The sequence below is a fragment of the Stenotrophomonas sp. Br8 genome, assembly GCF_014763005.1.
Taxonomy (GTDB): domain Bacteria; phylum Pseudomonadota; class Gammaproteobacteria; order Xanthomonadales; family Xanthomonadaceae; genus Stenotrophomonas; species Stenotrophomonas lactitubi.
Genome location: NZ_JACGTN010000018.1, coordinates 59738 through 74147 on the forward strand (window position 1 = coordinate 59738; position 14410 = coordinate 74147).

Consider the following 14410-nt stretch of genomic DNA (forward strand, 5'->3'; position numbering starts at 1 on the left):
CATTGATGAATCAGTGTTGCTCGAGTGCATCCAGCAGTGGCGAACGTGCAACGCCCGCAGCCACCCTTGCCCGCAACTCCTTCGACAACTTCGCTCGTCCCTGCTCGGCGGCAGCCTGCGAATCGAACTCGACGAAACAACCACTTCCCGAACCGGTCAGACGTGCCGTGCCGATGTCGCTCAACGCAGCAAGCACGACCTCGACGGCAGGCTCACGGCGGCGCAGCACCGGTTCGAACACGTTCCCGACCAGCGTGCCGGAAGCGAAGTCCTCTATTTTCGCCTGTGGACTGTCGCGCGTCAAATCCGGATCAGCGAACAGGAGGGGCGTCGGCACATGAACGCCCGGTTCGACCACCACATACCAGGCCTGCGGCAGGGTGATCGGCTGCAGCCGCTCGCCCACCCCTTCGGCCCAGGCGTTGTGGCCACGCACGAACACCGGCACGTCGGCGCCAAGGCGCAACCCCAGCGCAGCCAGCGCATTTTCGTCCAGCCCCGCGCCCCATAGCCGGTTCAGAACCACCAGTACGGTGGCCGCATCGGACGAACCGCCGCCGAAACCGCCGCCCGCAGGAACATGCTTTTCGACGATGATGTCGACACCTTTCTCGACATTCGCCACTTCTTTCAGCATCCGCGCTGCGCGAACCGCCAGGTCATCGGCTTCGGCGACGCCGGCCAGGCCATCGCCCTGCCGTCGCACCTGACCGTCTTCACGCAGGCGCAGGCCGATCCGGTCGCCCCAGTCGAGCAGGCGGAACACCGTCTGCAGCTCGTGGTAGCCGTCGGCACGGCGGCCGGTGATGTGCAGGAACAGGTTCAGCTTGGCCGGGGCCGGCCACCAGGACCAGCCCGCGTCATCCACCCGCGCGTTCATGGCGCGCCCTGGCCCCATTGGTCGACCAGCAGGCGCACCTTGGCGTCGCCATTGACCGCTTCGACCCTGCGCGGCAGGGCCGGACGCCCGGCTTCGGCCGGGTACCAGTCCAGATACTGGATCACCCACCCCATCTGCTGCATGCGCCGCGGACGGCCATCAGCATCACGGTCGATCTTTCCCGGCCCAGCGCTGTCGCCGGCAACCAGGCCGCGTACCCAGTCCGGCAGCTGATTGACCGGAATATCCCAGCCGGTCGCCTCCAGCAGCAGCGCCTGCGCGTCTTCACCCTCCCGCGGACCACCGGCCAGTCCCTCCAGGCGCCCGGCTTCATGGTGGGTATCACCGCTCAACTTCCAGCTCTGGCGGGTCACCGGCGCGCTCAGTTCGACGACATAGCGCTGGCCTTCCTGTTTCCAGTCGATGCGGCCGCTGCCACCGTCCTTGCCCTTGCTGACCGCCACCCGGCCCTGGAAATTCCAGTCCGCTGCCGATCGCAGCGCTTCCACGCGCGCGACCTCGGTAGCGGCCGCTTCGGCGGAAACGGTGCTGACCACGGCCGGTGCCGGCGTCTTCTGCCGGCCAACGGTGGTACAGGCACTCAGAGCCAGGGTCACGGCCACCAGCAGCAGGGGCCGGATCGTGGAAACACTCATGGATTGAATTTCTCGCGGGCGCGCAGCAGCGCGCGGTTTTCAGGGTCGAGCCGGGCCGCTTCCTCGAAGAAGTGACGGGCTTCATCGTGCTTGCCCAGTACCCACAGCACCTCGCCCACGTGGGCGGCGATTTCCGGGTCCTTGGCCAGCGTCCAGGCGCGGCGCAGCTGTACCAGCGCGTCGGCGTTGCGTCCCAGCCGATACAGCACCCAGCCATAGCTGTCGACGATGGCCGCGTTGTCCGGCTCGGCCACGCGCGCGCGGTCGATCAGTTCGAGCGCTTCCTGGTAGCGGCCGGTACGGTCGGCCAGGGTGTAACCCAGTGCGTTCAGTGCCGGCACGTTCTCCGGCTCGGTCACCAGGATCTTGCGCAGATCGGCCTCGGCGCGGGCGATGTCATCGCGACGCTCCCAGGCCAGCGCACGGGCATACAACAGGCCGTTCTCGTCCGGATACGCCGCCAGGCCACGGGCCAGTGCATCGATCTCGCCGGGAAGGTCGTCGGCGCGCTGGCGCAGCTCGGCTTCCAGCAGATACGCATCGCGCCGCACATCGTCATCCACGCCGGCATCGGACTGGATCGCATGCACTTCATCCAGCGCCAGCGACTGCCGGCCCGCCAGACCCTGTGCATTGGCCGCGCGCAGGCGCGCTTCATTCAGTTCATCGCCGCCAGGCACGCTGTGGTACCAGTTGACCGCTTCCGGGTAGCGCTTGAGGTACTCGGCGATCTTGCCCAGCAACAGGCGCTGCGCCGGGTCAGGCTTGGCCGCCTGCCGCGACAGTTCGTTGTACAGGTTGGACAGCGCGGCCTTGTCGCCCTGCTTGGCCAGCAGCGAAGCGCGCATGCCCCACGTCTGCACATTCTGCGGACCGACCGCCAGCACGCGCTCGGCCGCTGCGGGCTGGCCGAGGCTGTCATAGGCGATGGCCACCGCATTGCGCAGTTCCGGATCCTGACGGGTCTTCGGTTCCACCCCACGCAGCAGCGACAGCGCCTGCTCGGTCTGTCCGGCCTGCTGCAGCTGGCTGGCGCGCAGCAAGGCAACGCGCGGCTCCTCGGGGAAGCGCTTGACCACCTCATCGATCATGCGCCGCGCCAGCTCGGGCTTCTCCATGCGCAACGCCAGGCGTCCAAACTCCTGCCAGGCCTCGATCTTCTGGGGAATGGCGTTGGCATCGACCAGCTCGCCCAGCACCTGGGCCGGCACGGCCGGATCGCGGCCGCCGCCGATCAGAGCGCCCAGGGCAAACTTCCAGCCCTCGTCGCCCGGGTCCTGCAACAGAGCCTGAAGCTCGCTGCGCGCAGTCTTCACATCGCCCTGGCGCATCGCCAGCGCACCGGCGGCGCTGCGCATCGCCAATGAGCGCGGCGCACGCTGCTGCCACAGGGCCAGGCCCTTGGCTGCCGCATCATCCTCGTTGGCCAGCATGGCGATGCGGGTCGCCCGCTCGGCCAGGCCGGCGTCGCCGTCGGTCTGCTGGGCGGCCTGCAGGTACCAGCGCGCGGCCTCGGCCAGCTTGCCCGCCTGCAGGGCGAACTCACCAGCCAGGACCGGCTCCAGCGCCAGTTCCTCAGTCACCGCGGGCCGTGCGGGCGCCTTGGCGGGCACCGCCGCCAGGGCCTGGGCACAGGCCAGAGACAGCAGCAGAACACTGGGGATGCGAATCAATGCGGGCATCGTCGGCATCGGGGCCTTAAAATGTCGTCCAATGGCCAGCAGCTTATCGCAAGCAACTGAACAATGACCCTGTGGGTGCTCGGACTGAATCACCAGACCGCACCGGTGGAACTGCGCGAACGCGCAGCCTTCGCCGGTGACGCGTTGCCGCGCGCGCTCGGTTCGCTGCGCGATACCCCGCAGATCGCCGAGGCGGTACTGCTGTCCACCTGCAACCGCACCGAGCTGTATGCCGTCGCCGAGTCCGCGCAGGCACTGGACCAGTGGCTGCACGCCCAGGCCGGCGACCTGCAGGGCTATCTGTACCAGCACGCCGATGCCGATGCCGTGCGCCACCTGTTCCGGGTGGCGACGGGGCTGGATTCGATGGTGCTGGGCGAGCCGCAGATCCTCGGCCAGGTGAAGGATGCCTGGTCGACCGCGCGCGACCACGGCCTGCTCGGCCAGCGCCTGGACCGGTTGTTCCAGCAGACGTTCTCGGTGGCCAAGCGCGCGCGTACCGATACCCAGGTCGGCGCCAACCCGGTCTCGGTGGCCTCGGCAGCGGTACGCCTGGCACAGAACGCATTTGCCCGCCTCGATGATTCCACCGTGCTGCTGGTCGGCGCCGGCGAGACCATCGAACTGGCCGCGCGCCACCTCAGCGAAGGCAAGGTGCGGCGTCTGCTGATCGCCAACCGCACCCTCGCCCATGCGCAGGAACTGGCCAGCCGCCATGGCGGTGTGGCGCTGCCGCTTACCGAGCTGGAACGCCACCTGGCCGAGGCCGACGTGGTGTTCTCGGCCACCGCCGCCCGTGAGCCGGTGATCCACCGTGCCGCAGTGGCCAACGCCCTGCGTGCGCGCCGGCACAAACCGATGCTGCTGTTCGACCTGGCCGTGCCGCGCGACATCGAAGCCGACGTTGCCACGCTCAAGGATGCGTTCCTGTACACCGTGGACGATCTCGAGCGCGCGGTGGAAGACAACCGCCGCAGCCGCCGCGAGGCCGCCGCTGAGGCCGAGACGATCATCGACCTGCAGGTTTCGCGCTTCGTGGAAACGCTGCAGGCCAGTGCCCACCAGGCACCGCTGCGGCAGCTGCGCGCCTTCGGCGAGGCCACCCGTGCCGAACTGCTGGAACGCGCGCGCCAGCAGCTGGCCAACGGCAAGCCGGCCGACGAAGTGCTGGAACTGCTTGCCCACGGCTTGACCAACCGCCTGCTGCACCCGCCGACCGCCGCCCTGCGTGCGGCCGCGCTCAGCGGCGATGCCGACCTGACCCGCGCCGCCGAGCGCCTGTTCCCGGCGACGCCGGGTTACCGCCACCCACCTGTGAGAACCGATGACGCCGACCCTGCGCCGTAAGTTGGAAGCGCTGGCCGAGCGCCGCGAAGAACTGGAACGTCTGCTCGCCGAACCGGAGGTGGTCGCCAACAACGCGCGCTTCCGCGATCTTTCGCGCGAATTTTCCCAGCTCGAACCGATCGCCACCGCACTGGCCGATGAAGCACGCGCCAAGGCCGACCTGGCTGCGGCCGAAAGCATGCGTACGGACCCGGACCTGCGCGAGCTGGCCGACGAGGAAATCGCCGCCGCGCAAGCCCGCCTGCAGGAACTGGAGCGGGAACTGGCGCTGCTGCTGGTGCCGCGCGACCCGCGCGATGAAGGCAACCTGTTCCTGGAAGTGCGCGCCGGCACCGGTGGTGACGAGGCGGCGATCTTCGCTGGCGACCTGTTCCGCATGTACGCCCGCTACGCCGAGCGACAGGGCTGGAAGGTCGAGATCGAATCGGACAATCCCGGCGAACATGGCGGCTACAAGGAAGTGGTGGCACGCGTGGTCGGCCGTGGCGCGTTCTCGCGCCTGAAATTCGAATCGGGCACGCACCGCGTGCAGCGCGTGCCGGCCACCGAATCGCAGGGCCGCATCCACACCTCGGCGGCCACCGTGGCGATCATTCCGGAAGCCGACGAAGTCGATGAGATCGTCATCAACCCGGCTGACCTGAGAGTCGACACCTACCGTTCTTCCGGCGCCGGCGGCCAGCACGTCAACAAGACCGAATCGGCGATCCGCATCACCCACGTGCCCAGCGGCGTGGTGGTCGAATGCCAGACCGAGCGCAGCCAGCACGCCAACCGGGACAAGGCGATGAAACGCCTGAAGGCGCAGCTGCTCGATGCCGAGCGCCAGCGCCATGACGCGGCGCAGGCCGAATCACGGCGCCTGCAGGTCGGCAGCGGCGACCGCAGCCAGCGCATCCGCACCTACAACTTCCCGCAGGGCCGCATCACCGACCACCGCGTGGAAGGGCTGACCCTGTACGACCTGCCCAACGTGTTGGCCGGCGACCTGGACCCGTTGCTGCAGCGATTGAGTCACGAGCATCAGGTCGACGCCCTGGCCCAGCTTTCGGCGGGCTGACCAGCATGTCGACCTGGCAGCAGCGGCAGCAACTGCAGCAGGCGATCACGCGCCAGCCCGGCGACTTCGTTGCCTGGGTGATGCTGGCCGACCTGGAACTGGAAGCCGGCGACATTGCGGCCGGCGAGCAGGCCGCGCGACGCGCGCTGCAGCTGCGGCCCAATCATCCTGAAGCACTTGCCCGGCTGGGCCGGGTAGCGTGGATGGCAGGGGCGCACGCCGATGCCGCCACGCTGCTGGGCCAGGCCTCCGCGCTGGCACCGGAGCACCCGGGCATCGCATTGTGGCTGGGGCACGCGCTGGAAGATGCCAACGATGCGGAAGGTGCATCGGCAGCCTATCGCCGTGCGCACGCACTGATGCCCGATGAGCCGTATATCGCCGCACAGCGCCTCGCCTGGCAGCGTCGCCTGTGCGATTGGCAGGACGTGGATGCGCTTGCCACCCAGGTACGCGGCGCGCTTGTATCCGGCCAGGGCGTGGTCGAACCCTTCGCGTTCCTCAGCGAAGACGCCAGCGCGGCCGAACAGCTGGCCTGTGCGCGTGCGCGCGCGGCCGCTGTGGCGGCGTCGGTGCGCCCCCTGCTCCCGGTGAAGCTGCGCGAACGAGGTCCACTGCGCGTGGGCTTCCTGTCCAACGGTTTCGGCGCTCATCCCACCGGATTGCTGACGGTGGCACTGCTGGAACACATGAGCCAGAACCCGGCCCTGCACCTGCATCTGTTCGCGCTCAACGCCGACGATGGCAGCCGCATCCGCCAGCGCCTGCAGACCGCCACCCGGCTGCATGACGTGGCGGGGTTGCGCCATGCCGATACGGCCGCACGCATCCGTGCACAGGGCATCGACCTGCTGTTCGACCTGCGCGGCTGGGGCGGCGGCGGCACACCGGAAGTACTGGCCATGCGCCCTGCCCCGCTACAGCTCAACTGGCTGGCCTACCCCGGCACCTCCGGTGCACCATGGCTGGATGCCGTGATCGCTGACCACTTCACGCTGCCGCCCCCGCTGGAGGCGCACTACAGCGAACGTGTGCTGCGCCTGCCGCGCGCGTTCCAGCCCTCGGACAACACCCGCGTGCTGGAGCCGGCACCGGACCGCGCGGCGTGCGGGCTGCCTGCGCAGGGCACGGTATTCTGCTGCTTCAACAACAGTTACAAGCTCAACCCGCGCAGCATGGGCCGCGCGTTCGCGGTGCTGCAGGCCGTACCCGGCAGCGTGCTGTGGCTGCTGTCCGGCCCCGGCCAGGCCGATGCGCGGCTGCGTGCCGCTGCGCAGGCAGCAGGACTCGATCCGGCGCGTCTGGTGTTCATGGCCAAGCTGCCGCATCCGCAGTATCTGGCCCGCTATCAGTTGGCCGACCTGTTCCTGGATACGAACCCGTACAACGCGCACACCACCGCGTCGGATGCACTGTGGGCCGGCTGCCCGGTACTGACCTGCCCCGGCGCCACCTTCGCCGCGCGCGTGGCCGGCAGCCTTAATCATCAGCTGGGTCTGGAGCACATGAACGTCGCCGACGATGCGGCGTTCGTCGCCACCGCCAGTGCACTCGGCAACGACCCTGTCGCCTTGGCCGCAGTGCGCGCCGAACTGGCGCAGGCACGCGAGCGCAGTGACCTGTTCGACATGGCAGCTTTCGCGCGTGATCTGTCCGCACTGCTGCAGCAGCTGGCCCGCGAACAGGGCTGGCAGGGCCTCGACACGCCCTGACCTCGCCCTGCGCTACGCTCGGGCTTCCTTCCCGCGTGGTATGACGATGGCCAAGCTCAAGCGCAAGGAATACGACGAACTGCTGCAGCCGCTGCAGCTGGAACTGGCTGCGATGGCGCGCTGGGTGCAGCACAGCGGGCAACGCCTGCTGGTACTGTTCGAAGGACGCGATACCGCCGGCAAGGGTGGCGCGATCCAGACCATCAGCGAGCACCTCAACCCACGCCAATGCAGGGTGGTGGCGCTGCCCAAACCCACCGACCGCGAAGCCACGCAGTGGTACTTCCAGCGCTACGCCTCGCATCTTCCGGCTGCCGGCGAGATCGTGCTGATGGACCGCAGCTGGTACAACCGCGCCGGCGTTGAACGGGTGATGGGCTACTGCAGCGAGACCGAGTACCAGCAGTTCCTGCGTCAGGCACCGGTGTTCGAACAGCTGCTGGTGGATGACGGCATCCTGCTGTTCAAGTACTGGTTGTGCGTGGACCAGGAGCAGCAGGAAAAGCGCTTTGCCGAACGCCATGTCGATCCGCTGAAGGGCTGGAAGCTGTCACCGGTGGACCTGAAGTCACGCAGCAAGTACAGCGCATACACCGAAGCGCGCGAGGCAATGCTGCGCGCCACCCATCGCGACGGTGCGCCGTGGACGCTGGTGGATTTCAACGACCAGCGGCTGGGCCGCCTGACCCTGGCCCGCAACCTGCTGGACCGGCTGCCGGACACGCGGGTGGATGCGCCGCTGCCGGAGCTGCCGAAGCTGAAGGGCAAGCTGCATCGCGAGCACTACGATGTACTGAAGCCGATCGAGGATTTCCCGGTCGAAGAATAGGGTTTGTTCGGCAGGGCTGCGCCCTGCACCTGCTACAGGCAACGGCAACAGCCGAAGCAACGGCCGAAGCGGCATTCCGGGGGATGGCGGGGCGGTGTCGGATTGCGGGGACGCCGCAAGTACGTCCTTGTAGGCTTGGCAGCCGCATCCATGCGGCTGACACCCCGCAATCCGACACCGCCCCACCTTCGACAGATTTCCGGTGGCTGATGGATTCACGCCATGCGTGAATGAATCTCCATCGAAATCGAATATTTCGACAATTCATCGAAAAGCATTCACGCATGGCGTGGATCTACGTGTCGACCAAGGTCGACACCCACCAAGAACAGGCCATGACATTCCGACAGATCGCGAGAATCTGTCGAAGGCGGGGTGGGTCCGGTTGCGGGGGCGTGAGCGCCATGGATGGCGCGACCGAGCTTACATGGACGTACTTGCAGCGTCCCCCGCAACCGGACCCACCCCGCCTACCCTCAGGAAACCCGCTTCTGCTTCGGCTGTTGCTGTTGCTTCGGCGGGTGCAGGGCGCAGCCCTGCCGACCCACCTGTTACTTGGCAGCCGCGATCTGCTGTTCGATGTCGGCGGCGGTGACCGGGCCCAGGAAGCTGTGGGCCAGCTTGCCCTGCGGATCGATCAGGTGGGTCAGCGGCAGGCCGCGCGGGGTGGCGAAGTCGGCCGGCGGATCGAACGGATCGACGATCACGATCGGATAGGTCACCGGATGCTTGGTCAGGAACGACTGCATCTCCGGCGCCTCGATGTCCTCGTAGGCCAGGCCAACCACTTCGATGTTGCTGCGCATGGCATGCAATGCCGACAGCTCGGGCATTTCCTTGCGGCAGGGTGCACACCAGGTCGCCCAGAAGTTCACCACCACCCACTTGCCGCGATGTGCGGCCAGGTCGTAATCGCTGCCATCGACCGCCTTCATCTTCAGCGTCGGGAACTCGGCGGTGACGCGCTCGGCGGGTGTGTCCTGAACCGGCGCCGGGGCGGTCGGGGTTGGTGCCTGCGCGGGCGGCTGGCTGCTGGCCGGGGTCGGCTCCTGCGCGGGTTTGCAGGCGGCCAAAGCCAGCAGCGCAGCCAGCAGCAATGGGGTCTTGCAGGTCATGGGGCGTCTCCAGAATCAGGGTAGATGTCGCTGACGCGACGCTTGAGGCGTTCACGCAGCGGCAGGCGCAACTCATCCAGCGCGGCCAATGCGGCCCGGCCAAGGCTGTCATCGCGGTAAGGCAGGTGTTGTTCGGCCACCGGAATGCGCAGTTGCGTGCATTCGTACAGATCGCCCAGGCTGACCTGGTCCAGGTCGCGTGCGAGCAGCCATTCGCCGCGCTCATCACGGCGCAGCAGGCCGATGCCTTCCAGGTTGCAGGCCAGGTCCTGCAGCAGCGAGTCGGTCAGCATCGGTTCCAGCCGCAGGATCTCGTCGTCGGCCAGACCCCTGCCCTTGGCGCGTGCGTGCTGGAAGCGCCCGAGCAGTCGCAGCAGGCCATAGAACTCGTAGCCCTGCGGCAGGCGCAGCTCCACCGGCTGGTAGCGGAAGGCCGCCATCGACGACGCCAGCGACGCGCCCAGCAGCACGGCCACCCAGCACAGGTAGATCCACAGCAGCAGGATCGGCACGAAGGCCACCGTGCCATACAACTTCTGGTAGGACTGGAAGCTGCCCAGGTAAGCACCGATGCCCCACTTCACCAGCTCCAGGATCACCGCGGCGAGAATCGCGCCCGGAACCGCGTGGCGCCACTTCACGGTGTGGTGTGGCACTACGCGGAACATCAGGGTGATGCAGACGAATTCGATCAGGATCGGCGCCAGCCGCAACGCGAGATCGGCCAGCCAGCGCCCCTCCTGCGTGCCGAACAGCGGCATCGCGAACACGCGCGCCGACACGGCCAGTGAAGCGGCAGCGAGCATCGCGCCGAGGGTCAGCACCGTCCAGTAGACCAGGAAGCGGGTCAGCCGCGGCCGGCTGCTGCCGACGCGCCAGATCTGGTTGAATGTCTCTTCAACACTGTTGAGGGTGATCAGCAGCGAGATGACCAGCGCGATGAAGCCGGCCGCAGTGAGCTGCCCCGCGCTGGCCGAGAACTGCCGCAGGTAGCCTTCGGCGGCGCGCGCGGCATTGGGCACGAAGTTGGAGAAGACGTAGTCGCTGAGCTGGTCGCTCCAGCGATCGAACACCGGGAAGGCCGAGAGCACGCCGAACACCACGATCGCCAACGGCACCAGCGCGAACACCGTGGTGTAGGCCAGCGCGGCGGCCGCCTGGAACAGGCGGTCGTCGAGGAAGCGGCGCCACAGGAAGCGGCCGAAGCTGGCGGCGCGTGCGCGATCCCGCGCGCGCTCCATCCACAAATTGAGCGTATCCAAAGGTTCCATCGGCGAAAGGGTACCCGATGCGGAATCGGTGCAGGATAGCCATACTGGCGTCCACACGATGAGGAGAGCTGGGCGCAATGGGCGAAATCCTGGTGCTGTACTACAGCCGCGGCGGTTCGGTGGCACGGCTGGCGCGCCAGATCGCGCGGGGCATCGGCGAGGTTCCGGGCATGGCGGCGCGGCTGCGCACGGTGCCGCCGGTGGCTGCCGTCACCCAGACCGCGCAGCCTCCGGTGCCGGACGATGGCGCGCCGTATGTGAGCGTGCAGGACCTGGTGGAGTGCCAGGGACTGCTGCTGGGCAGCCCCACCCGTTTCGGCAACATGGCCGCGCCGGTCAAGCATTTCCTCGATGGGCTCGGCGCCGAATGGGTGAACGGCACGCTGGCGGGCAAGCCGGCCGGGGTGTTTACGTCCACCGCGTCGATGCATGGCGGCCAGGAGTCGACCCTGCTGTCGATGCAGGTGCCGCTGCTGCACCACGGCTGCCTGATCGTCGGCATTCCGTTCACCGAGCCGGCGCTGAGCCACACCACCAGTGGCGGCACGCCGTATGGCGCCAGCCACGTGGCCGGTGCCGCCGACGACCCGCAACCGACCGACGATGAGGCGGTTCTGGCACGGGCGCTGGGCCGGCGCGTGGCCGACATCGCGCAGCGGCTGGCACGATGAGCGCCGCGCCGCGCACCGTGCTGCTGCTGGCCTTGATGGGGTTGGCGGCGCTGTTTGCCGGCTGGTTCATCAACGACAGGCACTGGCTGGCCACCCAGCTGGTGTTCACCGCGCCACCGCTGGCCCTGGCCATCGCCCTGCGGCTGGGCTGGCGCAAGGCCGGGTTCTGGGCCGCGGTGCTGGCCTTGGGCTGGTTCAGCCACGGCGTGATGAGCGCCTGGAGCCATCCCGAGACCCGCTGGCTGGCGCTGATCGAGATCGCGCTGGCGCTGCTGGTGATCTTCTCGGCCAGCCTGCCCGGCCTGCGCGCCCGTTTCGGTCCGCGGCGCTGACGCTGCGCCCGGCGGGCCGTATCATCTGCGTTCCCGGCCCCGCGCCGCTGTACCTGCCTTGGTTTCGCGCATGCACATGATGGAAGAGCTCCTGGTCGTCACCACCGGTGGCACGATCGACAAGATCTATTTCGACGACAAGTCGGACTACCAGATCGGCGACCCGCAGATCGGCATGATCCTGCGCGAACTGGGGGTCACGTTCCGTTTCAACGTGATTCCGATCCTGCGCAAGGATTCGCTGCACATCAACGACGACGATCGTGAGCTGATCCGCGCGACGATCGCTGCGCAGCCCACCCGCCATGTGCTGGTGACCCACGGCACCGATTCGATGGTGCAGACCGGCAAGGTGCTGGCGACGATTCCCGACAAGACCATCGTGATGACCGGTGCGCTGAGCCCGGCGCGTTTCCGTGGTTCGGATGCGGAGTTCAACATCGGTTGTGCGATCGGTGCGGTGCAGTCGCTGCCGGCGGGGGTGTTCATCGCGATGAATGGCCGGATCTTCGATCCGCAGCATGTGCGCAAGAACGTGGCGGCGAACCGGTTCGAGTCGGTTTGAGGGACTTGTAGTGCCGAGCCCATGCTCGGCAGCCCTCTGATAGCCGAGCGTGGGCTCGGCTCTACAAAAAAACACCCCGGCCGAGGCCGGGGCGTGCCCATGGAGAGGGGCTTGGGCTCAGTACTGGGCGTTGAGGGTCACGCCCGAGAAGGTGCTGTAGGCCTTCACCCGCACGTGCCATACGCCGGCAGCGGGGCTGTTGACGGTGCAGGTCTCGTTGTTGCCGCTCAGGTACGGGCGGCAGGTGTAGACGGTGTCGGTCGGGGCACTGCCCTGGCGCAGGTACAGGTCGGCGTCACCGCTGCCGCCGCTGATCGCCACGCGCAGCTGTGAGCTGCCAGCCGGGACGTTGACGGTGTAGCTGAGCGATGCGCCGCTGGCCGCGCTGAGGCCGGTGACCGGCACGTTGTTCTGCAGCACGGTGCCACCCGGGTTGGGAGTGGTGCCGTTGATCGCAGCTGTCACCGCGGCATCGGCGTCGATGATGCCGGCGCCGCAACCACCCGAGCACGCACCCGGCAGCGGACGCGCCGTGCTCTTGATGATGCTTTCCACCTGCGCCGGGCTGAGCGGGCTCGGTGCCACCGACTGCATCAGCGCAACGACGCCAGCCACGTGCGGCGCCGCCATCGAGGTGCCGTTGTAGGACGCATAGCTGGCGCTGCCCGGGGTGGTGGTGCCGCTGTTGAGGGTGGACAGGATGCCCTGGCCCGGTGCGGAGATGTCGATGCCGGTGCCGTAGTTGGAGAAGCTGGCACGTGCACCTGCCGAGGTGGTCGCGGCAACCGCGATCACGTTCGGGCAGTTCGCCGGAACCGACGAGGACACGTTGGTATTGCTGTTGCCGGCAGCGACCACCACGGTGGTGCCACGGCCGACCGCGCCGTTGATGGCGTTCTGGTAGGTGGTCGAGCAGCTGCCGCCGCCGCCCAGTGAGAGGTTGATGACCTCGGCCGGATTGGCGTTGGCCGGCACACCGCTGACCGTGCCGCCGGAGGCCCAGACGATAGCGTCGGCGATATCGGAGGTATAGCCGCCGCACTTGCCGAGCACGCGCACCGGCACGACCTTGGCATTGAAGGCGGTACCGGCCACGCCGGTGCTGTTGTTGGTTACAGCGGCGACCGTGCCGGCCACGTGGGTGCCATGCCAGCTGGAGTTCGAGCCCGGGTAACCGGCCTGGCACTCGTTGTCGCCGTACCAGTCACCCTCGTCGTTGGGATTGCTGTCACGGCCACCACCATCGCGCGCCATCGCCGCGTCGCTGATGAAGTCATAGCCGGGCAGGATGTTGGCGTTGAGGTCGGCATGGTTGGTGATGCCGGTATCGATCACGGCCACGACCACGCCGGTGCCGGTGGCCTTGTCCCAGGCCGGGCGCACGTTGATCGACGCGTTGGACGTACCGAAGCCCCACTGCTCGCTGAAGCGGGTGTCGTTCGGGGTCAGCGTCGGGCGCATGATCTGGTCGACTTCGACGTATTCCACGTTCGGGTCGGCGGCGAGCTTGCGCATCAGCAGTTCGGCGTCGGCCTGGTCCAGTGCACGGTCGGTCCTGACCACGGTGGAGCCGACAGCGAGCTTGCGGACCTGCTGCAGGCCCAGCGCGCGGCCCTGGCTGCTGGCGATGCCGGCAGCAGCGGTCTTCAGCGAAGAGGCGAGTGCGGTGGTGTTGGCCACCGGCGCACTGCCGTCGCGGTACTTCACGATGAACCGCTGATGGGTCGGCGCGGACTGCAGGCCGCTGAGCTGGACATCACCGGCCAGCGCAGGCGTGGCCAGCAGCAGCGATGACAGGACGGACGCACCAAGGACCACCCACACACGACGCACACGCGGTTGCGTTACCTGGGACATCGGATTTCCCTTCTAATGGTAGGAATGCCGGAATCGGCAGAAGCACCGGCCTGAACCGTGGGCTGGCTTGCAATGGCGAGGTTCGGGTCCGGCGAGCCAGCGGATTCCCCTGACCATCCGCTGTGTTGATGACGCTAGTGGCTCAAACCGGACACCACAAGATTTTCAGCGTCTTTTCAGCAAGATGAAATGTTGGATCTGAGACTTTCCGGGTCGAGGGTTTGTGAAGGTGAAGGAACTTTCGCGTCACCTGCACAGACCTGACTGCGCAATGTCCTGTCTCATCATGTCTTTGCTGACATCGGCGTCGGTAGATTCGGGGTCAGATCCCTTTTCCTGCGGAAAAGGGATCTGACCCCAGGCTCACAACGCAGAAAGCCCGTCACAAGGACGGGCTTTCCGGAGGAGCAGCCGAGCGTGGGCTCGGCTCTAC

General features: G+C 67.6%; 13 protein-coding genes. 7 read left to right on the forward strand and 6 right to left on the reverse strand.

Features of this window, described 5'->3' with window-relative positions:
* Positions 1 to 10 precede the first annotated feature (10 nt).
* Genes ispE through H3005_RS16310 form a run of 3 tightly spaced genes read right to left on the reverse strand, consistent with a single transcriptional unit; the run spans position 11 to position 3218 of the window.
* A complete protein-coding gene (gene ispE, locus H3005_RS16300; RefSeq protein WP_100554050.1) occupies positions 11 to 880 on the reverse strand; it encodes a 4-(cytidine 5'-diphospho)-2-C-methyl-D-erythritol kinase in 870 nt (289 codons plus the stop codon).
* Positions 877 to 1536 carry a lipoprotein insertase outer membrane protein LolB gene (gene lolB, locus H3005_RS16305; RefSeq protein ID WP_191078579.1) on the reverse strand — a complete coding sequence of 220 codons (660 nt, stop codon included), beginning with the start codon at positions 1534 to 1536 and terminating at the stop codon, positions 877 to 879. The genes ispE and lolB overlap by 4 nt, the downstream gene beginning before the upstream one ends.
* Complete coding sequence (locus H3005_RS16310; protein ID WP_191078580.1) at positions 1533 to 3218, reverse strand: tetratricopeptide repeat protein; 1686 nt, start codon at positions 3216 to 3218, stop codon at positions 1533 to 1535. The genes lolB and H3005_RS16310 overlap by 4 nt, the downstream gene beginning before the upstream one ends.
* Before the next feature lie 63 nt (positions 3219 to 3281).
* Here H3005_RS16310 and hemA point away from each other — a divergent pair, with 63 nt between their 5' ends.
* Genes hemA through ppk2 form a run of 4 tightly spaced genes read left to right on the forward strand, consistent with a single transcriptional unit; the run spans position 3282 to position 8166 of the window.
* Complete coding sequence (gene hemA, locus H3005_RS16315; protein ID WP_100463152.1) at positions 3282 to 4565, forward strand: glutamyl-tRNA reductase; 1284 nt, start codon at positions 3282 to 3284, stop codon at positions 4563 to 4565.
* The gene (gene prfA, locus H3005_RS16320; RefSeq protein WP_191078581.1) at positions 4543 to 5625 is read left to right on the forward strand and encodes a peptide chain release factor 1; all 1083 of its coding nucleotides are present in this window, start codon (positions 4543 to 4545) and stop codon (positions 5623 to 5625) included. The genes hemA and prfA overlap by 23 nt, the downstream gene beginning before the upstream one ends.
* A gap of 5 nt (positions 5626 to 5630) precedes the next feature.
* Positions 5631 to 7337, forward strand: a complete 1707-nt coding sequence (locus tag H3005_RS16325) for a tetratricopeptide repeat protein (protein WP_191078582.1) — start codon at positions 5631 to 5633, stop codon at positions 7335 to 7337.
* A gap of 46 nt (positions 7338 to 7383) precedes the next feature.
* On the forward strand, positions 7384 to 8166 hold the full coding sequence (ppk2, locus tag H3005_RS16330) for a polyphosphate kinase 2 (RefSeq protein ID WP_100465683.1): 783 nt from the start codon (positions 7384 to 7386) through the stop codon (positions 8164 to 8166).
* A gap of 551 nt (positions 8167 to 8717) precedes the next feature.
* Here the strand turns inward: ppk2 and H3005_RS16335 are convergent.
* Together H3005_RS16335 and H3005_RS16340 are read right to left on the reverse strand one after the other, a co-directional pair.
* Positions 8718 to 9281, reverse strand: coding sequence for a TlpA disulfide reductase family protein (locus H3005_RS16335; protein WP_191078583.1), 564 nt, complete (start codon positions 9279 to 9281; stop codon positions 8718 to 8720).
* Positions 9278 to 10552, reverse strand: coding sequence for a YihY family inner membrane protein (locus H3005_RS16340; RefSeq protein WP_100463142.1), 1275 nt, complete (start codon positions 10550 to 10552; stop codon positions 9278 to 9280). The genes H3005_RS16335 and H3005_RS16340 overlap by 4 nt, the downstream gene beginning before the upstream one ends.
* Before the next feature lie 77 nt (positions 10553 to 10629).
* Here H3005_RS16340 and wrbA point away from each other — a divergent pair, with 77 nt between their 5' ends.
* The 3 genes from wrbA to H3005_RS16355 all read left to right on the forward strand — a co-directional run bounded on the left by wrbA (position 10630) and on the right by H3005_RS16355 (position 12120).
* The gene (gene wrbA / locus H3005_RS16345; protein ID WP_093818977.1) at positions 10630 to 11223 is read left to right on the forward strand and encodes an NAD(P)H:quinone oxidoreductase; all 594 of its coding nucleotides are present in this window, start codon (positions 10630 to 10632) and stop codon (positions 11221 to 11223) included.
* The gene (locus H3005_RS16350) at positions 11220 to 11555 is read left to right on the forward strand and encodes a DUF2069 domain-containing protein (RefSeq protein WP_100551630.1); all 336 of its coding nucleotides are present in this window, start codon (positions 11220 to 11222) and stop codon (positions 11553 to 11555) included. Before wrbA ends, H3005_RS16350 begins: the two co-directional genes overlap by 4 nt.
* A gap of 79 nt (positions 11556 to 11634) precedes the next feature.
* Positions 11635 to 12120, forward strand: a complete 486-nt coding sequence (locus H3005_RS16355) for an asparaginase domain-containing protein (protein ID WP_033830416.1) — start codon at positions 11635 to 11637, stop codon at positions 12118 to 12120.
* Positions 12121 to 12237: 117 nt separating this feature from the next.
* Here H3005_RS16355 and H3005_RS16360 read toward each other — a convergent pair whose 3' ends face one another.
* Entirely contained in the window at positions 12238 to 13977 is a 1740-nt protein-coding gene (locus tag H3005_RS16360) for a S8 family peptidase (RefSeq protein ID WP_191078584.1), read from the reverse strand.
* Positions 13978 to 14410 lie beyond the last annotated feature (433 nt).